This window comes from Methanosarcina sp. 1.H.T.1A.1, assembly GCF_000979295.1.
Classification (GTDB): domain Archaea; phylum Halobacteriota; class Methanosarcinia; order Methanosarcinales; family Methanosarcinaceae; genus Methanosarcina.
Genome location: NZ_JJQY01000017.1, coordinates 20,288 through 42,079 on the forward strand (window position 1 = coordinate 20,288; position 21,792 = coordinate 42,079).

The 21,792-nt window shown below is 45.5% G+C and carries 15 protein-coding genes; 7 read left to right on the forward strand and 8 right to left on the reverse strand.

Annotated elements, in window-relative coordinates:
• Positions 1-369 precede the first annotated feature (369 nt).
• From EO95_RS02545 to EO95_RS02560, 4 genes are all read right to left on the reverse strand, one after another.
• On the reverse strand, positions 370-768 hold the full coding sequence (locus EO95_RS02545) for a molybdopterin dinucleotide binding domain-containing protein (RefSeq protein WP_048131851.1): 399 nt from the start codon (positions 766-768) through the stop codon (positions 370-372).
• Entirely contained in the window at positions 768-2,012 is a 1,245-nt protein-coding gene (locus EO95_RS02550) for a formylmethanofuran dehydrogenase subunit B (protein WP_048131853.1), read from the reverse strand. Before EO95_RS02550 ends, EO95_RS02545 begins: the two co-directional genes overlap by 1 nt.
• A 9-nt stretch (positions 2,013-2,021) precedes the next feature.
• A complete protein-coding gene (locus EO95_RS02555; protein WP_048131855.1) occupies positions 2,022-2,486 on the reverse strand; it encodes a (Fe-S)-binding protein in 465 nt (154 codons plus the stop codon).
• 497 nt (positions 2,487-2,983) lie between these two features.
• Entirely contained in the window at positions 2,984-3,265 is a 282-nt protein-coding gene (locus EO95_RS02560; protein WP_048131874.1) for a ferredoxin-thioredoxin reductase catalytic domain-containing protein, read from the reverse strand.
• Between the two features lie 1,043 nt (positions 3,266-4,308).
• On the opposite strand from EO95_RS02560, the gene hdrA2 reads away from it, so the two are divergent.
• The gene (gene hdrA2, locus EO95_RS02565) at positions 4,309-6,690 is read left to right on the forward strand and encodes a CoB-CoM heterodisulfide reductase HdrA2 (protein ID WP_048131857.1); all 2,382 of its coding nucleotides are present in this window, start codon (positions 4,309-4,311) and stop codon (positions 6,688-6,690) included.
• Positions 6,687-8,210: a 4Fe-4S binding protein gene (locus EO95_RS02570; RefSeq protein WP_048131859.1), complete on the forward strand. Its 1,524-nt coding sequence runs from the start codon at positions 6,687-6,689 to the stop codon at positions 8,208-8,210. Before hdrA2 ends, EO95_RS02570 begins: the two co-directional genes overlap by 4 nt.
• A 205-nt stretch (positions 8,211-8,415) precedes the next feature.
• On the opposite strand, the gene EO95_RS02575 is transcribed toward EO95_RS02570, so the two are convergent.
• Together EO95_RS02575 and EO95_RS16635 are read right to left on the reverse strand one after the other, a co-directional pair.
• Positions 8,416-8,868: a universal stress protein gene (locus EO95_RS02575; RefSeq protein WP_048131861.1), complete on the reverse strand. Its 453-nt coding sequence runs from the start codon at positions 8,866-8,868 to the stop codon at positions 8,416-8,418.
• 832 nt (positions 8,869-9,700) lie between these two features.
• Complete coding sequence (locus EO95_RS16635) at positions 9,701-11,131, reverse strand: PAS domain-containing sensor histidine kinase (RefSeq protein ID WP_052733461.1); 1,431 nt, start codon at positions 11,129-11,131, stop codon at positions 9,701-9,703.
• 279 nt (positions 11,132-11,410) lie between these two features.
• Between EO95_RS16635 and EO95_RS02585 the strand changes: the two genes are divergently transcribed.
• The gene (locus EO95_RS02585; protein ID WP_162197339.1) at positions 11,411-11,923 is read left to right on the forward strand and encodes an MASE1 domain-containing protein; all 513 of its coding nucleotides are present in this window, start codon (positions 11,411-11,413) and stop codon (positions 11,921-11,923) included.
• Between the two features lie 679 nt (positions 11,924-12,602).
• Here EO95_RS02585 and EO95_RS02590 read toward each other — a convergent pair.
• Positions 12,603-15,311: an FAD-binding and (Fe-S)-binding domain-containing protein gene (locus tag EO95_RS02590; protein ID WP_200894985.1), complete on the reverse strand. Its 2,709-nt coding sequence runs from the start codon at positions 15,309-15,311 to the stop codon at positions 12,603-12,605.
• A gap of 211 nt (positions 15,312-15,522) precedes the next feature.
• Between EO95_RS02590 and EO95_RS17405 the strand changes: the two genes are divergently transcribed.
• On the forward strand, positions 15,523-15,744 hold the full coding sequence (locus EO95_RS17405) for a hypothetical protein (protein ID WP_156161302.1): 222 nt from the start codon (positions 15,523-15,525) through the stop codon (positions 15,742-15,744).
• 9 nt (positions 15,745-15,753) lie between these two features.
• On the opposite strand, the gene EO95_RS16640 is transcribed toward EO95_RS17405, so the two are convergent.
• Positions 15,754-16,170 carry a nuclear transport factor 2 family protein gene (locus tag EO95_RS16640; protein ID WP_052733463.1) on the reverse strand — a complete coding sequence of 139 codons (417 nt, stop codon included), beginning with the start codon at positions 16,168-16,170 and terminating at the stop codon, positions 15,754-15,756.
• A gap of 529 nt (positions 16,171-16,699) precedes the next feature.
• On the opposite strand from EO95_RS16640, the gene gatE reads away from it, so the two are divergent.
• The 3 genes from gatE to EO95_RS02610 all read left to right on the forward strand — a co-directional run bounded on the left by gatE (position 16,700) and on the right by EO95_RS02610 (position 21,598).
• The gene (gene gatE / locus EO95_RS02600) at positions 16,700-18,601 is read left to right on the forward strand and encodes a Glu-tRNA(Gln) amidotransferase subunit GatE (RefSeq protein ID WP_048131863.1); all 1,902 of its coding nucleotides are present in this window, start codon (positions 16,700-16,702) and stop codon (positions 18,599-18,601) included.
• A 656-nt stretch (positions 18,602-19,257) separates the two neighbouring features.
• Positions 19,258-19,641, forward strand: coding sequence for a response regulator (locus EO95_RS02605; protein WP_048131865.1), 384 nt, complete (start codon positions 19,258-19,260; stop codon positions 19,639-19,641).
• Positions 19,642-20,119: 478 nt separating this feature from the next.
• A complete protein-coding gene (locus tag EO95_RS02610) occupies positions 20,120-21,598 on the forward strand; it encodes an aldehyde dehydrogenase family protein (protein ID WP_048131867.1) in 1,479 nt (492 codons plus the stop codon).
• The last annotated feature ends 194 nt before the right edge of the window (positions 21,599-21,792 follow it).

The following is a 21,792-nucleotide window of genomic DNA, read 5'->3' on the forward strand; positions in this document are numbered from 1 at the left end:
TATACTCATTTTCGGAAATCATACTTCCGGAAGATAGGATTTTTATAAAACTCCCATCCGAATACAGTAAGACTCCGTCCCAGGAAGTGAAATGCAGGCCTGAGAGGTACTCACATGGAAGCTCCCATTTAGGGGTTACATTTTCAAAACCTTGAAAATAGTATGAAATAATTCCGTTTTTTAAATGAGGGGTAAATTTCAGGATCACAGTAGCCGTGTTTTCACCTCATAAAACCTCAGCAGGAAACCCGTTAAATCTTTAGATTTAGCGGGTAGTTGACATGGTGATCATAGAAAGCACTAAAAGGGCAGGGTAAAAAGAAAATTTCCGTTTTTAAGGTCCCTGGGGAACCTTATAAAAAAGGAATTTTAAAAACCGAGTTCGGTTACTTTTTCTCCTTTTGCACTGGTAACGGTTGCAGAGATGTCTTTAAATTTTGGGATCCCCGTACCGCCTGTTTCATCCGAGACCAGCATATTGGACCAGGGGCTGTTGGGCATATACGCAATGCCCCTGTGAGAGGGCTCGTATCCGGATTCTTCAGCTCTTACCACAATCGTTCCGAAAGAGTTTTTCAGGACTACAGTGTCGCCTTTTTTCACGCTCAACTGCTTGAGGTCGGCAGGGTCCAGTTTTATGACGGCAGAGCGGTCTCTGTAATCTTCTCCAAAACGGTTTTCGATCATCGCCTTGTCCTGGAAGATGTCCCTGTACGTTATAACCCTGACCTTTATTTCAGGGGCTTTAAGAAAAGATCCGAAATCCATCAGAGGGCCTCCATTATCTTCTTGAGAACTGCTTCATCCGAAAGACGGGTTGTCTCCACAACAGGTTTGAAGTTTACTTTAACCCCGTCCATACGCGTGGCACTCCCTCCTGACTCCACCCCGCTGATTGCAGTGTTGATATAGACCTTTGCACTTCTGGAGGTAAGGGTTTCGCAGGGGTCCAATGAGATGACGGGAATTTCAAGCAGGTTCTTTGCAACGGACCTGGGCAGGCTTGAAAGCGGATCCGAACCGATGATAAGGGCGGCATCCACAGTTTTAGTTTTCAGAGATTCAACGATTGAATATTCGGGCCCGTGCTTCACAGTACCGTCTTCAAACTTTACACTGTTTACATGCCCTGTTTCTTCAAAGAGGTTTTCATTAAAGCCCCGCATGTTGTAGTGCCCCACCATAGGTATCAGGTGGAAATTTGCTTTTTCGTTCAGGGCATCCATGAGCCGGATAAGGGGTTCAAGGTTTTCCAGGGAGTAGACCAGGCCAAGCCCTACAAAGACCACGCCGAATTTTGCCCCTTTCAGGATATTCGCCAGTTCAAGAATTCTTTTAGGGGGGAAGTTGTAGGATGTTTTCGGAAGCTTTCCGGAAAGCCCTGCAATCAGAGCGTCGATGAACTCGGCATCTCCTCCCGGAGGGATCTGGAAGAAATAGTTCCCGCAGATCTTTGCGGTATGGGATTTCCGGACATCTATTGCAATTGCTGTCCTTTCCTCTTCCCAGCCCCGCTGCTTTTCAGTTCCCCTTGGGAAATAGGAATGTTTCGAAAGGTGACGGGGGTGAGAGTCCGACGGGTCTGCCCCCCAGAAAATAGTAACATCGGCTTTATTTCTTACATCATCAAGAGTACATACCTTGAACTTGTTTTGAAGGAGAGCTTCAACCACACGTCCCTGGCAAAATGAGGAAGTATCGTCAAGGGTTGCACTGGTTTTTCTTGCAAGCTCGATTGCAAGTTTCTGGGTCTCATTGGTAGAAGTCCCAAGCCCGAAAATCAGGGGGTTTTTTGCATTCTTCAGGATAGCTGCAGCCTCACTGATTGCAGTTGCTTCATCTACAGGCTTATCGTCGACCCGAAAAACTGCACTTTCCCGGCCTTCTTTCATGTGGGCTACGCCTACCCTGCAGGCGGTATAGACCTTGTTTACTATGTTCTTTTCAGACTCGACCTCGATATCGTCGCAGAGCATTCCGCAGCCTGTGCATACGTAATAATCTTTCTCCATCCTCTCACCTCACACAAACTCGATAGCCTCTACAGGGCAGGTTACTATACAGCCGTTACAGAGGATCTTGTTCTTTCCGAATCTGCGGCACTCCCCCACGTTCTGGGCTTTGACAATTCCGTCTTCGATGGTCAGGATCAGTTTACTGGCGCTCTTTGGAGCATTGCCCGAACCGACGCCGTAAGGGTCATTTGCAACATTGACAGGGCAGGCAACCACACAGTTTCCGCAACCAAAACAGAGGTCTTCATGCACTATAAGTCCTGTTTCGGTTGCTCCTTCCGACGGCTTGAAGAGGCCGCTGATCTTTTCGTAGCTTTCTTTGTATTTGGTTTCCTCTTTCAGGGGCGGGCAGTCTTCAGGGGTCAGCTCGCGGGCCATAAGGGCAACTGCAAACGCCATACAGGAGGTTTTTCCACATTTTTTGCAGTTAGTCTTTGGAAGCATCTGATAGAGTTCCATTGCATTTGTCATTCCAGGTCACCCTTGAGTCAAATTTATCCTATTGTTAATTTATTAAAGGGATAGCAGGTCAATACCACACCAGGTCGATAGTGTTATGTACAGGCCAATAGTGTTATGTACAGGCCAATAGTGTGAACCGGAAATTTCTTATTGAAGAATATCCGGTTTGAAAGAAACGCTGTCCAAGAATCTTGAGTGTCTAAGAGCATTGAAGTACAATGTCAATAGATTCAGTTAAAGAGATGAATGTAATCAACCTTAAACTATTGCTTTTTAATTCTCAATGTTAATTTTAATTTGCAGTGTTAACAGCCTTCAGAGACTCCAGGTTCTCAAATAAGGTTCTTGCCTTCTGCAGGCTGAAAGACAGGCATTTCAACTTAAGTGAAAAGATTAGAGTGAGGCTGGAAGAGGACAAAAAGTATTTATATAAATTGTCCCCTCCCGCCTTCGCTAATAGTATTTAAAGCTCGTTTTAGGAGCAGGTCTGGCAGAACAAAGTCAGATCAGGAAGGCTTAAAGAAAAGTTCACAGTGGCAGTTCCCGTCTCTTTCAATTTCATCTTTATGATAGATACAGGGACAAACTATCTTTTTATCCTCGTTCTCGTCCCCGGTTACTATCCTGCAAGGACAATAGCGCCTCCCGAACTTTTCAACCCTTGAAGCAAGCCCGTCAAGAACGTAATCAAGAGCTTCTTTATCCGGGTTAAGCCTGTAGCCTGCTTTGCTTGCGTATTTTTCTGTCCATTCATACATCTTATCTTTTACTTCATCATGTTCACTCATGTAGAGTTCCCTCCTGTTTTTGTAAGAGTGATACTGGTTATTTGTGAGAAGGTCATACACGGAAATATTATTAGAGAGTCAGGTGCATTCCTGTTCTTGCACAATTGCCGTAGATATGTCTCACATCCAGGTTTCTTAAGAATTATTTTAAACACCTGCTCACAGGAAATTCCCGCATACATAATAAATTATTAAGTAACAATTCGGCACTGACTGATAGATTACGAATTAAGTTCTCAAACTATAAAATCAATTGGTGAGCATCATAATCTTCGATAAGCCAGTCTGAGGTTATCCGATTAAATTAACCGGATTCTTTCCCGGGAACTTAAACACGGGTTTTAACAGGAATCCGAAAGTTAATATATATACAACCATTATATCTGAATATAAATATAACGCGTCTTATATTAATGGCGTGGTAAATATGCCTTCAAAATAAAGGATTAAACAGATTGTACTCAGGTTAAATAGCTCATCATACAGTATTAAATGATGTAGTGTAAAAAATGATGTAGTGTAAAACTATTCTGCTTATCCGGGCGCAGGACTGGGGTTACCATATAATGAGATTACAGTTGCCTTGAAATATTTCTGCTCTTGCCTGCAATGAGGCTGAAGGAAGGCAAATCCGGAAAGCAAATGGAATAATTACACTAAAGGCTACTGAGTCTGAATTCTCTCTAATAGGGCTGCCGGTCAGAGGCTCAGAAAACTTTTACAAAATAAAGGTTTTGATTTTGTACAAAACGACTACATTTTTATCCTGTTTGAGGGAAAATTTATATTGAGATTTATAAAACACAAAGTCCACAAATGCCCGGAAAGCTTAAAAAAGCCTTTACAGGTTCGTGCAAAAAATTCGCTGAACCAGGGCTACACAGGACCTTACTTATTCTGCACTGGCGGAAATCATATGCAGGAAAGCTTTCCGAAATTATAATTCTTAAATTTTAACTTATAACTTATATACTAATACACATCAAAAAATATATCAGAACTCGATCTCTAAGAATATTCATAGATATAAGGAGTTAACAAGCATGCGAATCGGAGTCTACATTTGCCATTGCGGACTGAATATTGCGGGAGTAATTGATGTTTCAGCCCTTGAGGAAATGGCGAATAAACTGGAAGATGTGGTGCTTGCCCGGGAAGTACAGTTTCTATGTTCCGATTCCGGACAGGAAGGCATCATCAAGGACATAAAGGATAACAAAATCGACAGGGTTGTGGTAGCTGCCTGTTCCCCCAGGCTGCACGAAAAAACCTTCAGGCATGTCATGGAAAAAGCCGACCTTAACCCTTACCTTATGGAAATGGTAAACATAAGGGAGCAGTGCTCCTGGGTGCATGCAGACGACCCGCAGATGGCGACCCAGAAAGCTTTTGACCTGATAAGGATGGGGGTTGCAAAAGCCCGGTTCCTCAGGGAACTGAGTGCGACAAGCTCAAAAGCCAGCAGAAATGTCCTTGTCATAGGGGGAGGGGTTGCAGGAATCGAAGCAGCCTTAAACCTTGCAGAAGCCGGTTTTCCCGTAACCATGGTAGAGAGGGAGTCTACAATCGGGGGCAAAATGGCCCTGATGAATGAAGTATTTCCAACAAATGACTGCTCTATCTGCGTGCTTGCTCCTAAAATGACGGAAGTCCAGAACCACCCGAATATTACTCTTTACACATATTCCGAAATTACCGATATTTCAGGTTCGGTCGGAAAATTCCACGTTAAAGTCAAACGCAAACCAAGATTCGTGATTGAAGACAAATGCAAGGGCTGCGTTGACCTCTGTGCCGGGGTTTGTCCCGTAGAAATCGAAAACCCCATGAATTACGGGATTGGAAAGACCCGGGCTATCTATATGCCAATCCCCCAGTCCGTCCCGCAGGTAGTACTCATTGACCCTGACCACTGTGTGGGCTGCGGGCTCTGCCAGCAGGCATGTCCTGCAGAAGCTGTGGATTATGAACAGAAGCCCGAGGAAATTGAATTCGAAGCAGGAGCTGTAATCGTTTCTACAGGCTACCAGCTCTTTGACGCCTCCAGGAAAAAGGAGTACGGGTTTGGGAAATACCCCGATGTCATAACGAATATGCAGCTTGAAAGGATGCTGAACTCAGCAGGACCCACAGGCGGAAGAGTCCCTGTGCCTTCTACCGGCAAGCCCCCAAAGAGTGTTGCATTTATCCAGTGTGTGGGGTCAAGGGACAAAACAGTAGGCAACGAACACTGTTCAAGGGTCTGCTGCATGGCAGCTCTCAAGAATTCCCAGATGATCAAGGAGCGTTACCCTGATACCGATATTACGATCCACTACATAGATATCCGGGCTGCCGGGGAGATGTACGAAGAATATTACACTCGGACGCAGGGAATGGGCGTTGACTTCATCCGCGGAAAGGTTGCCGAGGTCTATGCCGGCGAAGACGGAAGGCCGGTTGTACGTTACGAAAATACCCTTGAGTCCAGGGTTGAAGAAGAAGCCCATGACCTTGTTGTGCTTTCCACGGGCTACGAGCCCAGCAAGGCCGCAGAGGGAATTGGCAGAATGCTTAATCTTTCGAGGCGGCCTGACCGCTTCTTTGCAAGTGCCCACCCGAAAATGCGCCCTGTAGATGCACCGGTAAGCGGGGTTTTCCTTGCAGGCTGCGCCTCGGGTCCCAAAGAAATCCAGGTCTCCATAGCCCAGGGCAGTGCCTGTGCTTCCAAAGTTATGCAGCTCCTTGGCACGGGAGAACTTGAAGCCGACCCCATGGGCGCTCATGTTGACACGGAAAAGTGCATAGGTTGCAAGACCTGTGTGGAAGTCTGCAAGTTCGGAAAGATCAGCATTGTCGACAAAAAAGCTGTTGTGGACGAGGTCTCCTGTTACGGTTGCGGGGACTGCAGTGCAGCATGCCCAGTTGGTGCAATTCAGATGAGGAACTTTGAAAACGAGCAGATCCTTGCGCAGGTCCGGGCTGCAACCGCCCATAAGTCCCAGAGCCCCTTTGTTGTGGCTTTCCTCTGCAACTGGTGCAGTTATGCCTGTGCAGACCTGACAGGGATGTCGAGGATCCATTACCCGACAAACATCAGGGTCATCCGTACCATGTGTTCTGCAAGGGTAAACCCGGAATTCGTGCTTGAAGCCTTAAAAGGCGGAGCTGATGGGGTGCTTGTTGCGGGGTGCAGGATGGATGAATGCCACTACATTCACGGAAACTTTGATGCGAAAAAACGCATGGATGTCTTAAAGGAAATCATAAAGGAAATAGGGCTTGACCCGAAAAGGCTCAGGACCCTCTGGATCTCGGCTGCCGAAGGAGAACGTTTCTCGAACACGATCACCGAGTTTGTAAAGGAACTCAAAGAAATAGGGCCCATAGGGACCGAACTCAAGCGGGAATGTACGGGAACCGGACAGGAGGAGGTGGCACAATGAGCGAGAAACATCCCGAAGAGTGCCCCGAAGAGTGCCCCGAAGAGTGCCAAGAACAGGAAACTCACGTATGCGGTGGGTGCTGCTGCGGAGCCGGAGAAAACGAAAAGCCCGACACCGGTGAAAACGAATCAGGGAAATTTGAGTCTGAAGAATCCGGATCAGAGGAATTCGAATTAGAGGAACCGGAAGTAGCAGTGTCCGGAGAAGGTGAAGGTGAAAACCAGGAAAAGATCACGGTTACAACCAGCATGGACCTGCAGGGGACCCATTTCCTCTATACGCAGGCGACTGAGAAGTCCCTCAAGACCCTCGATTACGACTACAAGCGCTGCAACGGCTGTGGGATCTGTGTGGAGATCTGCCCCACAAAAGCCCTTGAACTGGGCCCCATGCATGAGATTGCAACCGGGCTTGATGCCCCTCCTGTGATGATGGACCTTGATAAATGCACCTTCTGCAGGATGTGCTCAAACCTCTGCCCTGTGCACGCCATTTCCTTCGAAGCCGTGGGAGAGGTCCCTGATGAAAAGCAGTATCCAAAATATGATACATATGTAAATATCAACGAGAAATGTCTCCCCTGCCTCCTCTGTGAGGGAGCCTGCCCGCAGGATGCAATAGAGGTTGAGTTCACCTTCCCGAAAAAAGAAGAGATTGCTCCCTTTAAGGAAGGATTAGAGGGTGAAATCGAAATCGATACTGAAAAATGTAACTTCTGCGGGATCTGTGCCCGGTTCTGTGACGCTTTTCTCCTGCTTGAGCGCGAACCTACTCCTGAGAACCCTGTACCTTTTGAGCAGCTCCTTGTTGATACGGACAAATGTGACTACTGTGTGCTCTGCCAGGACATCTGCCCGGAAGAGGCAATAAAGGTTAAAGGGGAGCGACCCTGCGAAGCCCCGAAGGTGGAAGGCAAAGTTAAGGTTGACGAGCTGAAATGCACGCAGTGTGCCCGCTGTCAGGCTGTCTGCCCCTACGAAGCTGTTGACCTGCAAAAGCCCATGGAAGGGAAACTGAGCCTTATTGAGCTTAATCTGAAAGAGTGCGATCCCCAGGGCTGCCGCGGCTGCTTTAACGTCTGCCCCTCGGAACTCTGGTACGTGCCGATAGACCCTGAAGACCCGCGAAAGATTGCTTTTGCCGAAGATTTCTGCATGTATTGCGGGGCCTGCGTGAAAGCCTGCCACCTTGCAGCCATAAAAGTAGAAAGATCTGATGTCCACCACACAGAGATCCCGGATACACCCTGGGCTGCCCAGTGGAGGGATGCAATCGAGTCCCTGAAGACAGGAATCAGGAAAGGAGTTGACCGGGCCGTCTTCAGAGAGACTGAAACCCTCAAAGCCCAGAAGTTTATGGGCATAGAGTTCCCATGCACCGATGAGGAAACACTTGCAGCTGTTCAGGCAAAAATCGATTCACTCATGCCTGCCCTTAAGAGTGCGAAGGTCAGGAAACTCTGGGAAACCGACTCTCCGGAAAACGCCTCTGCAGCCGTGAAAAAGAAAATGGAAAGCTGAATTGAAAGCTGAATTGAAAGCAGAAGTGAAGGCTGAATTGAAAGCAGAAGGGAAGGCTGAATTGAAAGCTGAATGAAGTTAAAAGGCAATCGCCTGCCAGGCTAACAGAAGGAATACAAAAGAAGGGCGGCTGAAGAAAAACCGATTGATGCAGATGCAGAAGACAAAAACCTGAGGCTGAATGGTATTTTTTGGGATCTCAGCCTCAGGCCCTGCACTTTTCACTTATAATCATTACCGGTACCTTGCAGTGCCGGACAACATTTTCTGCCACACTGCCGAGCAGCAGCCTGTCCAGCCCTGTCTTGCCGAGAGTTCCCATAACAACAATATCCATCTCATTCTCTTCGGCATAACGGATCAGTTCGGTAGCCGGATGCCCTTCAAGCAGGATGGGCTTCACATCGACCCCTTCCATCTCTCCTGCTCTTTTTACATAACTAACGGCCGCATGTCCTTCTTTTTTCAGGGCTTCATTCATCCTTTCCCAGTCAAAATCCACAGCCATTGACGAGAAATAATCCGTGGACACCACATATACAGCATAAACAGTCCCCCTGTTCAAACGGGCAAGCTCTATCGCATTGTTAGCAGCCATCCTGGAACAGACCGAACCGTCGGTTGCAATCATTATTTTCTTGAAACTAGCGACTCCCATCAAACAACACCCAATTACACTATGTGCCTGTAAGAAATATAATTGCATCGGGGTTTAGAGGATGGAACGAAATAATGAAATAAAGAAATAAATAACGAAAATAAAGAATAAAAGAATAAAAGAAATAAATAACGAAAATAAAGAATAAAAGAATAAAAGAAAGAATAAAAGAATAAAAGAAAGAATAAAAGAATAAAAGAAAGAAAGTAAAAAAGAAAAGAGTGAAGGAACAGAAGACAGGGAAGAGGGAACGAAATTAATTATTTCGGGAAGTTTTGATTAACGACAAAACTATACTTCTATATATGGGAGGAAATTATTGTATAATTTATGGAAGACTCACCCAAGAATTCCCCCTCCACCTGGAAACAAAATGTTCTATTTTTGAAAGATCGTGAAGTAAATCCTGATATATTGATTGGAGTATTGATGCATTTATTCCTTATTCTTTGCCTGATCATTTTACTATACCTGTTAGCAAAACAGTTCCTGTTAATTCACTAAGTAAATTCTCCCTGAGCTAAAGACTCAGGGTTTTCCTGCTGAGGGTTTATGAAACTGTACCGGCGCAGATTCAGAAAAGGTCTGCCTCCAGTCTCCTTCCGCAGGCCGTGTCTCATGGCGTCCGGGTTGATGATTGACAAGACGCTTGAAAAATTGGGGGCGCAACTTTAGAAGTTTCTGATGGAGTTTGCGGCTCCGGTGCCTTATGCGTTGATTTTGCTGGATTGAATGGGGAAATCCCAAACCGGCGTTTCCATTTTTGCTTCGGTAGATAAGGGGTGCCGGGGTTTCTATTGGCTCTCAGGCACCAGGGCTCTCACCGGTGGTGTCAGCTGAGTTGCAGCTCGGTAGGGCTTTGAAGTGGGAGGCTGAAACCGAAGATACTGTACTTTCCGTATTCACTTTTGACCCAAACATCTCCTCCATGGAGTTCAACCAGTTTCTTGACAAGGGATAGGCCCAGTCCTGTGCCTTCAGGCTTCTTTTCAGTGTACCTTTCAGTGGGCCCCTCAACCTGGGAAAAAGGTTTGAAAAGTTTTGGCAGGTCTTCTTCCTTTATTCCTATGCCCTCATCTTCAACCTCGAATTGCATAAACTCTTCAACTACTCTGACTCTTACGGTAATGTTTCCCCCCTCAATGGAAAATTTGTTTGCATTCCCTATGAGGTTGTACAGTATCTGCTTTAACTTACCACTGTCCGCTTCCAAAATACCAACATCATGTTCTATGTCGGTGCTGATAGTTATTCCCCTGCCGCTTGCAGCCGGCCTCATAACTTCTGTGATCTCCCTGACTATCAGGGGGACCGAGACCTTCTCATACTGGAGTTCCATCTTTCCGGCTTCTGCTTTTGATAAGTCTAGGATGTCATTGATGAGGCCGAGCAGATGCCTGCCGCTTATGGATATATTTTTTGCATACTTCATCTGTTTTTCATTTAAGGGTCCTGCGAAATTCTCAATAAGCAGATCGGAAAACCCAATGATCGCATTAAGAGGCGTTCGAATTTCATGGCTCATACCTGCCAGGAATTTGCTTTTAGCAGTGTTTGAAGCCTCAGCAAGTTCCTTTGCTTCCAGAAGAGTATGCTCCATTCTTTTCCTTTCGGTAAGGTCTATTTCCATGGAGAAGATCTCAAACTGGTCTTCAGGTACCTGGACAGCCGAATAGCTGGAAAATACAGGGATTTTTTCCTCCTTCTTCGTTAAAAAAGTACTTTCCGATGCACTGACATAAGTCCTATCTTTTTGCATGGAACCGATGATCTTTAAAAAATCATTTTTATTTTCATAGGGGACTATAAGCTCAGTCAGTTTCTTCCCCATGGCTTCATTTTTGGGATACCCATACATTTTTTCGCTTGCAATGTTCCAGTAAATTACAGTACAATCCGGATCAAAGCCCTGGACAGCAACCTCCGGTACATTGTCAATAAAATTCTGAAATTTTAGTTCACATAGGTAAAGTTTTTTCTCCTGAACTTTAACAGTTCTCAAAAGACCTACCTGCCTGTTGAGAACCATATATACGATATTGGCAATCAGAAGAACCAGAATAAATGTAAGTGCCTTAATAAAAGTTACATCACCGGGAGTGAGTCCATTTACAAGGACACTTTCAAGCCAATTTGCAATATACAACCAGGCACGATAAAGGACTAGAAAAAAAAGCAAAATTGTTGTCACAGCTACAGAATATGGTTTTGCGAACCATTCCTTTAGCCGGAGTGGGTCCATGTCCTCTTGATCGCTTTTCATTGCCATAACTCCCGGTAATGCAATTTACGAAAAATAATGAATCTCCGCCTTGCTGATAAAAATTTGTTCTATTTTGCTGCAGTTATGTTATATACTAAAAATGTTATATATGTTTATGCCATTTTTATATATGTTTATTCCATTACCAGTACCCCTTTCAGAGGACTAGCTACATCTCAATTATGTCATAAAATTAAAGGAGAGTCTATAATTCCCGATATAGAGTCAGTATCAACTCATCTGAATATTTTTCTTTTCTTGATACTGGTAAATTCACTTTTGTCAAGATTTGCAGTTGTAACCTCTCCTATCTCACCTGCGCCCGGCGTATCCAGTATGTATTTTGCAGTCGCTTTTATGATCGTTTTTGCTCTCTGGTATGGAATATGGGGAGGGATTTCTGCCTATCTTGGCTGTATGATAGGAGCAGGAATCCTTGCGGATATGCCCCTTTCATTAAATGTTGTATGGTCACTTGCTGATCTCTGGCAGGTCCTTATACCCCTGACGGCTTTTGCGTACTTCAGGGTTAACATAAGGCTAAGAACAAAACGGGACATGGGGATTTTCCTTTTGTTCGGGTGTCTGCTTAACAACTTTATCGGTGCGATGTGGGGTGCCTTAATGATCGTCAGGGAAGGTATGGTCCCATGGACGGAATTTTTTGTGACATTTGAAGGATGGTTCGTTGGCAATGTTGTTACTACATTGGTAATTGTACCATTTTGCCTCAAGTACATCACTCCATATATCCAGCAGACAAAATCTTACGTCCATAATTACTGGATCTGATTATTAGAGTAAGTATGAAAAGAGATATATTGAGAGCTTAAGAATGTGGTCCGAAATAGGTAAAAAATAACAAAGTAAGAATTAAATATCGCATTGGTCCTCGGTTAAGGAATTTTCTTTCCCGAGAGCTATCGATTTTGCACCAGAAGCCTGCCTTAAGTTTTGGCCCCTTTATATGAAATCGATACCCAGTTCTGGCCTACAATTGGATCAAATATTTGACAACTGTTGTGGAAGTGGAGGCAATTGTCACGACTCTTCACTTAATCGAAGACGCATGAAAGAAAATTACGAAATGTCATCCAGATGTATTTTTTTCAGTTTTCATAGTGACCTTTTTAGTCATCATGCTGTATTTGCTCAGTCACCAAAATGGCCTTTTTAGTTATTCTACTGTATTTTCTCGTTTACTCTAATACTACTTTCAGTCTTTACTGTAGAAATCTCTGACATTAATTTAGATAGGTTTTCTACAAAGCCTGAAATTCAGCCGTTTAAAATTCAGAAACTCTGATTTCGGAAGCCAAAAATTCAGAATCCGGAAAATCCATGAAAAATTCGAATTAAAGAAGAAACGCCTGAGGCGCTTCTCCTGCATCGAACCTGCTGATGTTGCAGGTGTAGGAAGCATATTTTTGTTGGAAGCGTTGGTTTTTCGGAAGCTGAAAGGATTCGGGCCTCAATTCTTTTTTCTCATACAGCTTGTACTTAAAAGCTGTCCCGCCTTCTGCATGAAGACGGAAATGGGTTCGGTAGGGTCGAAAACGTATTCGTAACCCAGAGCTTCAACTAACAGGTCCGTGATGTCCTTCTGTCGGATCGGGGCCTGTGCCAGGTTCGAAGCGAAGTTCAGCTGGGACGCGCAGCCTGCGCAGTTAGTGACCACACAGTCGGCGCCTGTGGCAAGGGCCTCTTTCAGGCGGGTTTCAGCGCAATGGGCTACAGTCCCCATGTCGGAAAAGGAAGCAACAAGGCCGCAGCAGAGGCTGTTTTCCCTTGAGTGCTCCATCTCTTCCAGCTCCAGACCGGGGATGGCTTTAAGCACGTTTCTGGGCTGGTCGTAGGTATCGAACCATCTCCCTACATGGCAGGAATCGTGGTACGTGACTTTCCTGTCCAGGGGCTTTTCAAACTTCAGTTTCCCTTCACGGACAAGCTCGTCCAGGAGAACTGTTATGTGTTTTGTCTCTATGTCCCATTCCAGGCCAAGCATCTCTGCTACATGGGGGTAGTGTTCCGTGAAGGTGGCATAGCAGCCAGGGCACGAAATGACAAGGGTCTTAACCCCGCGCTTTTTCATGTTCTCGATGTTCTTTGCCGCGGCTTTTGCAAAGTCCTCCGTGTAGCCACCAAGTGCCAGGTAGAGCCCGCAGCAGGCTTCCTTTTCTTCGCCGAGGTTCACGAACTCCAGGCCGGCTGCCGTCATAATCCTTGCAATATTCTGGGGCATGTTCTTTGAAACGATGGACGCCCAGCAACCCGGCCAGTAACCGATTGGGCCTTCAGGCAGGGTCCGGATATCGGATTTTACCTCATCGGTGATCCACTCCCTTGCCTCGTCTGGGAGGCCCCAGAAGTTTCCGCTTTTAAGCACGTTTTCCCTGACTGCTGCAAGGCCAGTGTTTTCGAATTTCTTTCCAAGCACGCCCCTGATGTTGATCCAGTGGTGGGCGATTGGGATGTCGGTCTGGCATTTTGCATCGCACTTCTTGCAGGTCGTGCAGTAGAAAAGGGAGTCTGCGGCCTTTTCGTCCAGCTCGATGTTGCCTTTCAGGTACTCGGCAAGGAGGTACCATTTTCCCCTTGGGGAGTTACTCTCCCACGGCCTTGCATCAAAGACCGTACAGCTGCCCCGGCAGGACCCGCACTGGGCACAGACAAAGGCGTCCTTTCCGATCTCGGAAGGCATCCGATCCCCAAAATCAAATGGCAATGGCTCGTTTCCGAGCAGGCTGCCCATGCTGCAGACTGCGGATTTGCTCAGGCCCGCCATTTTCATTGCCGCGTTCAGGAGTTTGATCGGGGAATTCTTTTCAACCGAGGGGGGCAGGACCTTTCCAGGGTTCATGATGTTAAGAGGGTCTGCCTCTTTCTTATAAGCCACAATTCTCTCAAAGAGCTGTTTTCCCAGGTGCTCCTTTGCATTTTCCGTAAAATACATCCCAAGAGCCGTGAGTTCTCCTCCGTGCTTTTTTGCCAGGTCTGTTGCGACCAGGGATGAGGAGTATTTGAGCGGGAAGGTAAGCTTACGCTCATCCGCCAGCATGAAGCCCATCATGGTCAGCTTTTCCGGCGTTACCATGATCCCTTCGAAGACAAAGCCTCCCTTAAACTTCCCTTCTACAGCTTTGAGGTAGGCGGCAAGTGAACCAAGAGGGATGACCATCTCATTGGCCACGACAGAAGGCCCAAGGCGCTTGAGGCGCATGGAGTAGAAGCGGTTTTTCCACTCATGGAGGGCGAGTTCCGTGGAGAGGATTTTACCTGCGTGTCGCTGTACGGTCTTTTCAAGGGGCTGCCCGACTTCCGGGGCCCGGGATTCGGGGTAGACAAAAAGGGCGAGGTACCTTCCTTCAGGCAGCAGCTTTTCCCCGTGGGCCTCCTGGCTCAACTTTGCAAAGCCTGGGGTCTGGATATGCACGGACCAGAGCCTGAGCCCGGAATCTCTTATTTCTTTGAGGGCAGATTCCAGTTTCCCGGCATCAGGGAATGTGGCGAGCAGGGGAATATCAGTATCGGCTTTTCGGACCCTGAGCTTTACTTTTGTGATAAGGCCGGTGATCCCTTCAAGCCCGTAGGCCAGGTCCAGGTCGGAGTTTTTCAGTACTTTAAGCTCTCCTTTAGGGCCTGCAATTTCCACGGAGACCAGGTTCTCCCTAAAGTTTCCATACTCGAAACTTCCTATCCCGCTCCCGCCCTGGGCTACCCAGCCCCCTACAGTGGAACCCGGGGCGCTGCTTGGATAGAGGCGCAGTACAAGCCCTTTTTTCTTCAGGTCCTCTTCAAGCTGCTCCCAGGTAATTCCTGGCTCGACTTCCACAGTTTCGGTTTTCAGGTCTGTTCCAAGCACCTTTTTCATCCGGACAAAATCGACAACAATTCCACCGGCTGCAGGTACGGCTCCTCCAAAGCCACTGGTCGCTCCACCTCTCGGGACCAGGGGAATTTTGTGTTCTGAAGCAAGCTTGATGAGTCCGGCTACTTCAGAGGAATCCACAGGCTGCACCACGGCATCTGGCAGGGTTGAAATGGTTTTTAGTACCATTCCAGGAAGGGCTGCAATGTCATGGGAATAGAGTAACCTTTCCAGCTTCTCAAAAGAAACCCGGTCTTTGAAAAGGGATTTGAGGCTGCCCTGCAAATCAGTATGTTTTCCGTTTTGTGTCAAGAGAAATCCTCTCAATATCCTTTTTTAGAATTAACTCCACATTTTTCATATGTTTACTGTGTTAATTATGTATGTCAAAAGAGTTATTTAACGGTTGTGTATGGTATGTACAAAATCAATCATTTCCATATGTCCAACCTTTTTTCTCTTTCCGGGTCAGGAGTTTGAAGGTCAAAAATCCTGACAAAAAGATCGAGTTTCGTATTTCTGCGTGCCAGAAGTTGTCAGGACAGACAGTGTAAAGATAACGAGGGTATCGAGCAGGACAGGCTTTTCCACAGGATCAACCCCGGAAATATTCAAAATGACGTTGAGTAAGATTATCACCCCCATCAAAATTTTAATCCAAACAATCTCTTCGGATATTTTGGGCAAGTGCCCGCTACAAGCAAAAAATAAAAAAGGAGAATTAAATATCGTTTTTAATCCCTGAAAGGATCATTTAATCAAAAAATTGACTTTGATCAGGGAAAGAAAAATGCCCCTGCACAATGAGCCAGCTGTCCCCACGTTTCTCAAGTACCTCTGTGACCCGGGACGAAAATCTAAGTTTTTGCCCATCTACTTTTGCCTTTAAAACAGCATCAATAGCCACCCAGGCTACGTTGCCGGCTGCTGAAATTGAAGTCCAGTTGTATTCGAGAGCCGGGTCCTCGATTTGAGACCAATCGCGCTCAAACTGAGCTCTTATTTCCTCAAACCCGACACGTTTCTCGTCTGCGCCGGTGCCGTACATTACAACATCGGCATCCGGAGCAATAAGGGACATTGCGCTTTTCAGGTCGCGTCTGGCGTAACTCTCTGCAAATTTATCCAGAACATCCTTAACTGCTTTTTCGGTCACACTATCTGCGTTCATGTATTTTTTCCTCAAAATAATTAGCTAAGGCAGAATAACAATAGAATAATTTAAAGATTGTCCTTCGGCGATTTATAGGATTGTTTTATGAGCGGGTTTTTAAGAGCCGGATCTTTTTCGTATGCAAAAGCAGGAATAGAGATGGCTGTGTTTTACGATTCTCTCTACTAAGAGCAATCAAGCTCTACTAACTCATTTTATGATGAAAAAAGAGTCCGTAATTACTTCAATCTTATATACAGAGATACCTTTATACATTCTACCACACCTTTTACATTAAGTTTCTTACTGACAATAGCCGATAACTACCAGCGCAGCACCTAAAAGAGCTAAGAGAGGAAACAAGCGCAGAAAGAGGGTTTAAATATAAGAGGAAAAAATAGCGAGCCGATGGGCTTAAAAGTGAAGGAAGAGCAAAAAGAGTTAGATTTGAAGGAATAATTAAAGGACAGCTAAAGGAAAACTGAAGGAAAATTTAGAGTGAATTAAAAAGGATTAAGGCGCTTCCTGCTTAGATTCGGGTGAAAATATGGAAAAATACGATTACAGTGAACTTGGGCTGAAAGCCGGGCTTGAAATTCACCAGCAGCTGGATTCGAAGGAGAAGCTTTTCTGCAGGTGCCCTACCCTGATCAGGGACATCGGGGATTCGGACTTCGAATTTTTCAGGTATCTGAGGGCTACGGAAAGTGAAATGGGAGAAAAGGATAGGGCTGCGGTGGAGCAGACAAAGATCAGGAGAAAGTATATCTATAAGGCATATGACACGACCTGCCTTATCGAAAATGATGAAGAGCCACCAAGGGAACTCAATAAGGAAGCCCTGAACATTTCCCTCGGGGTTGCAAAGCTCTTCAACATGAAACCTGTCGACCAGATGCATGTAATGAGAAAGATCGTTGTGGACGGGTCAAATACCAGCGGCTTTCAGAGGACTGCTTTTCTTGCAAGCGATGGGTACATTGAAACCTCGGAAGGCCACTGTGGGATTGACAGCCTTTGTGTGGAAGAGGAAGCTGCCCAGAAAATAGAGGAGATAGGAGACTCAATAGTCTATTCTCTGGACAGGCTCGGGATTCCACTTGTCGAAATTGCAACTGCGCCTGATATCAAATCCCCGAGGCAAGCCCGTGAGGTTGCAGAGTATATCGGGATGGTTCTCAGGTCTACAGGGAAGGTGAAGAGAGGGCTTGGCACGATCAGGCAGGACGTCAACATCTCAATTGCCAGAGGTGCAAGAGTCGAAATCAAAGGAGTACAGGCCCTTGACCTCATAGAAGACATCGTCCGCAGGGAAGTCGAAAGGCAATTGAACCTGCTTTTTATCAGGCAAGAACTCCTTGAAAGAAAAGCCTTTGTTTGCGAGGAGATCTATGATGTAACAGGGCTTTTCATGGACACGAAGTCCAAGGTCCTGCAAAAAGGCGTAAAGAAAGGCGCAATCCTTGCCGCCCTCCTCAGGAAATTCAATGGGCTTGTAGGCAAGGAAGTCCAGCCAGGGAGAAGGCTCGGGACTGAGTTTTCGGACAGGGCAAAGACCGCAGGTGTGGGAGGAATTTTCCACACGGACGAACTTCCTAACTACGGGATAACTGAAAAGGAAGTCCAGGCTGTCAGGGACGCTATCGGCGCAAACCCTGAAGATGCTGTCATCATGGTTGCAGACGAACCTGAAAAATCCAGGCTTGCAATTGAGGCAGTAATTAAAAGGGCAAAAGAAGCCTTTGAGGGAATCCCTGAAGAGACCCGAAAGGCCCTCCCGGAAGGAAATTCTGCTTATATGCGCCCTCTCCCCGGCGCGGCAAGGATGTACCCCGAAACCGATGTTCCCCAGATCGAAATCTCACAGGAATATTTTGGTTCCATAGAGCCTCCGGAACTCCTGACAGAAAGGGCAAAGCGTTTTGTCTCCGAAAGTGGCCTGAATAAAGAGCTTGCCGAAAAAATGGCTTACTCAAAGCATCTGCCTCTCTTTGAGACCCTCCTGAAAACCTACAGGAAGGACGCAAATGTTAACTCAACCCTGATTGCCAGAACCATTTTAGGAATCGTCCCTGAGATCAGGAGAAATGGTGTTGAGACGGACAACCTCACAGATGAACATTTCATTGAGCTTTTTGCAGCCATTTCTAACCAGGAAATTGCAAAAGAAGCCATTCAGGACCTTCTTGCCGCCCTTGCAAAAGAGCCTGAACTGACAGCTCAGCAAGCAATTTCAAAGCTCGGCCTGAGCGCCTTTGATCCCGAGGAAATCGAAAATTTCATTAAAAAGATGGTCCGGGAAAGAGGAGATTTCATCAAAGACAAAGGCCCTGCTGCCCTCGGTCCTCTCATGGGCATTGTCATGAAGGAGTACAGAGGCACGGTTGACGGAAAAGTCCTGAGCCATATGCTGAAAAAAGAGATCGATAACTTTATCAATCAGGGATAAAATCCCTGGTTTTTTTTCTGCATCTGCTTTTCCTTTTATTTCTTTTCCCGTTATTCTTTTCCCATTATTCTTTTCCCATTATTCTTTTCCCGTTATTCTTTTATCTCTACTTTTTCGCTTTTATTATTTCCATTTCCCCTTATCTTCTGGTTCTACTTTCTCCACTACTTTTTCCTTATATCTTTTGTCTCTGTTTTTTCAGTTGTTTTTTTCTTGCCATTTTGTTCCTACTTTATCTACCTTATTTGTTTCGCAACTCAATGGATTAGTTTCAAAAGAACTAAATATTCTTTGTAGAAAACAAATAAAATAGTCATAAAATCCTGGCAGCTTATAGAAGAGGCTATTTACGTAAGTTAACTTTTTATATTAACTAAAATATCTTCTTACTTACAGCATAAAAATTTAGTTGGTAAGTATGCTCTAATGGTATTTCAAAACCATACAATATCATAAGACTTAATTCCTGTCTGTTGGGGTTGAGCTTGCAAAAGGGGGATAGAAGTATGAAATTACACCTTAGCTCAGCATATCTCAGCTTCACATAGAAACTACCAAAAATGCCACCTTGACTATAAAATCTCTTACCAGTAAATGAGGAACGCGAAAGTTCCTTATTTAACGCTGCAAAATCATAAAGCTAAGGAGAAAACCCCATGAAAGTACTGCTTGTAGACGACGACCCAGTATTCCTGGAGCTATCAAAAACGTTCTTAGAAGTGTTCCACGACATAAACTCCGATACAGTGGAATCTGCAGGACAGGCACTCGAGAAGTTAGATGAACTCTCGTATGATGTAGTAGTTTCGGATTATGATATGCCTTATATGGATGGCATTTCATTTTTGAGAACTATCCGTGATAAGAGAATTAATATACCTTTCATCCTTTTTACAGGAGTGGGCAAAGAAGAAGTTATGAACCGAGCTATCGAAAACGGTGCAGATTCCTTTATTCAGAAAAGAGGAGATCCTAAAGCTCAGTACTCCGAACTTTCAAAGCGGATCTGGCAGATTGTTAGCAGTAAGTCAGGTTACTGATTATTGTAAAGAAATAATTTGAATCTCTGAAAGAAGCAGCTTTAGTTTCTGTCAGGTATAGGGATCGTAATCACATTTAATCAACCATTTTTTAGTTAACCCTTTTTAGTTAACCTTTTTTTAGTTAACCTTTTTTTAGTTAACCCATTTTTAGTTAACCTTTTTTTAGTTAACCTTTTTTTAGTTAACCCATTTTTATTTGACTATTTTTAAATATTATTTATGTAACGCTTTCCTCTCTTTTCTATGTTTATCTGAATCACTTTTTTTATCTATCCACTGAGTTTTCTGGTGATGCTCGAAAAAACAACCATGTAAAGGTAAGACTGTCAGGCTTTCTTTTTATTCATCTCTGCTATTACTGCGAAAAGGTTTCAATAAATAACAGTAGAATACTCTGAAATTATTTCGGTTCAGCCGAATCCTTTTTCTGGATATATTTATGTGGTATTATATTCATTGCTTTTAGAGGGATTTTGTGGTTCTGGAGTACAAATTGCTTATAGGTGGAGAGTCGAGAGACTCGTCAACAGGAGAAACTTTTGATGATATCAATCCGGCTACTCTTGAAAACCTTGCTACGATACAGGTAGCCGGGAACGAGGATGTGGACAGGGCAGTTGAGGCTGCCGAGGAGGGATTCAGGGTATGGAGCGAAGTTCCGGCTCCCAGAAGGGCTGAAGTGCTCTTCAGGGCTGCTCGCATCTTGCAGGAGAGAAAGGAAGATCTTGCCATACTCATGACAGAAGAGATGGGGAAGGTGCTGCCCGAAACAAGGGGAGATGTACAGGAAGCAATAGACATCACCAATTATGCCGCAGGGGAAGGCAGGCGGATGTTGGGGGAGACAACGACTTCCGAACTCAAGGACAAGTTCTGCATGACCGTGCTCAGGCCGATAGGAGTTGTGGGCATGATAACACCCTGGAACTTTCCTATTGCAATTCCCAGCTGGAAGATCATGCCAGCCCTTATAGCAGGAAATGCAATCGTGTTCAAACCTTCAAGCGACACGCCCCTGCTTGCAATTAAACTCGTCGAAATCCTGATGGAAGCAGGCCTGCCTCCCGGAGTGGTAAACATTGTGCCCGGACCCGGAGGAAGCGTTGGAAAAGCCATAGTCCAGCATCCCCGAATAAAAGCAATTTCATTTACAGGAAGCCTTGAAACCGGGAAATGGATCATGGGAGAATGTGCAAAAACGATAAAGCGGGTCTCTCTGGAACTGGGGGGCAAAAATCCGGTAATTGTCATGGATGATGCCGACCTTGAACTTGCTCTTGAAGGCGTGCTCTGGGGGGCTTTCGGGACAACAGGCCAGCGCTGCACGGCTACGAGCAGGCTGATCCTGCACGAAAAAATAAAGGACGAGTTTATAACAAGGCTGCTTGCAAAAACAAAATCTCTCAGGATAGGAAACGGGATTCTGCCTGAAACGGACATCGGGCCTGTAATCAATAAAGCCCAGCTTGAGAAAATAGAGAGGTACGTCAGGATAGGAAAAGAAGAAGGTGCAACTCTCCTGCTCGGGGGAAATACCATAGATCCCGGGCTTCCTGGCTATTTTTTTGAACCGACTATCTTTACGGATGTCAGGCCGGATATGAGGATTGCACAGGAAGAGATCTTCGGGCCTGTGCTCAGCATCATTACGGTTTCAGGGCTTGATGAAGCAATTGAAGTTGCCAATAACACCAGATACGGGCTTTCCTCGGCAATTTACACTGAAAATGTTGGAAACGCCTTCAGGGCGATTAAAAAGATAGAAGCCGGGATCACATATGTTAATGCCCCTACAATAGGTGCCGAAGTCCATCTTCCCTTCGGGGGCGTAAAAGGAACCGGAAACGGGTTCAGGGAAGCCGGGACAGAAGCAATCAAAGAATTCACAGAGGTAAAAGCCGTGTACATAGACTACAGCGGCAGGCTGCAGAAAGCCCAGATAGATACGGAATGAAATATGGGAAGAGGGTGAATCATTCTGGATTACACGAAGCCGGAAAGGCTTGAAAAATGGAAAAACTTTGAAAAAACAGAACAATCAGAGGACGCAATGAGGACGCTGGAAACCGATCATGGTTTTTTCGAACAGGACATAGGGTTGCTTGATATGGTCTGTCTCTTATACACATCTCCGAGCCCACGAGACGG

Bases quoted from the DNA above. Each gene is read 5' to 3' on its own strand.
- EO95_RS02545 (WP_048131851.1), bottom strand. From the start codon at position 768: ATGGATTTCGGATCTTTTCTTAAAGCCCCTGAAATAAAGGTCAGGGTT.
- EO95_RS02550 (WP_048131853.1), bottom strand. From the start codon at position 2,012: ATGGAGAAAGATTATTACGTATGCACAGGCTGCGGAATGCTCTGCGAC.
- EO95_RS02555 (WP_048131855.1), bottom strand. From the start codon at position 2,486: ATGACAAATGCAATGGAACTCTATCAGATGCTTCCAAAGACTAACTGC.
- EO95_RS02560 (WP_048131874.1), bottom strand. From the start codon at position 3,265: ATGAGTGAACATGATGAAGTAAAAGATAAGATGTATGAATGGACAGAA.
- hdrA2 (WP_048131857.1), top strand. From the start codon at position 4,309: ATGCGAATCGGAGTCTACATTTGCCATTGCGGACTGAATATTGCGGGA.
- EO95_RS02570 (WP_048131859.1), top strand. From the start codon at position 6,687: ATGAGCGAGAAACATCCCGAAGAGTGCCCCGAAGAGTGCCCCGAAGAG.
- EO95_RS02575 (WP_048131861.1), bottom strand. From the start codon at position 8,868: ATGGGAGTCGCTAGTTTCAAGAAAATAATGATTGCAACCGACGGTTCG.
- EO95_RS16635 (WP_052733461.1), bottom strand. From the start codon at position 11,131: ATGAAAAGCGATCAAGAGGACATGGACCCACTCCGGCTAAAGGAATGG.
- EO95_RS16640 (WP_052733463.1), bottom strand. From the start codon at position 16,170: ATGAACGCAGATAGTGTGACCGAAAAAGCAGTTAAGGATGTTCTGGAT.
- gatE (WP_048131863.1), top strand. From the start codon at position 16,700: ATGGAAAAATACGATTACAGTGAACTTGGGCTGAAAGCCGGGCTTGAA.
- EO95_RS02605 (WP_048131865.1), top strand. From the start codon at position 19,258: ATGAAAGTACTGCTTGTAGACGACGACCCAGTATTCCTGGAGCTATCA.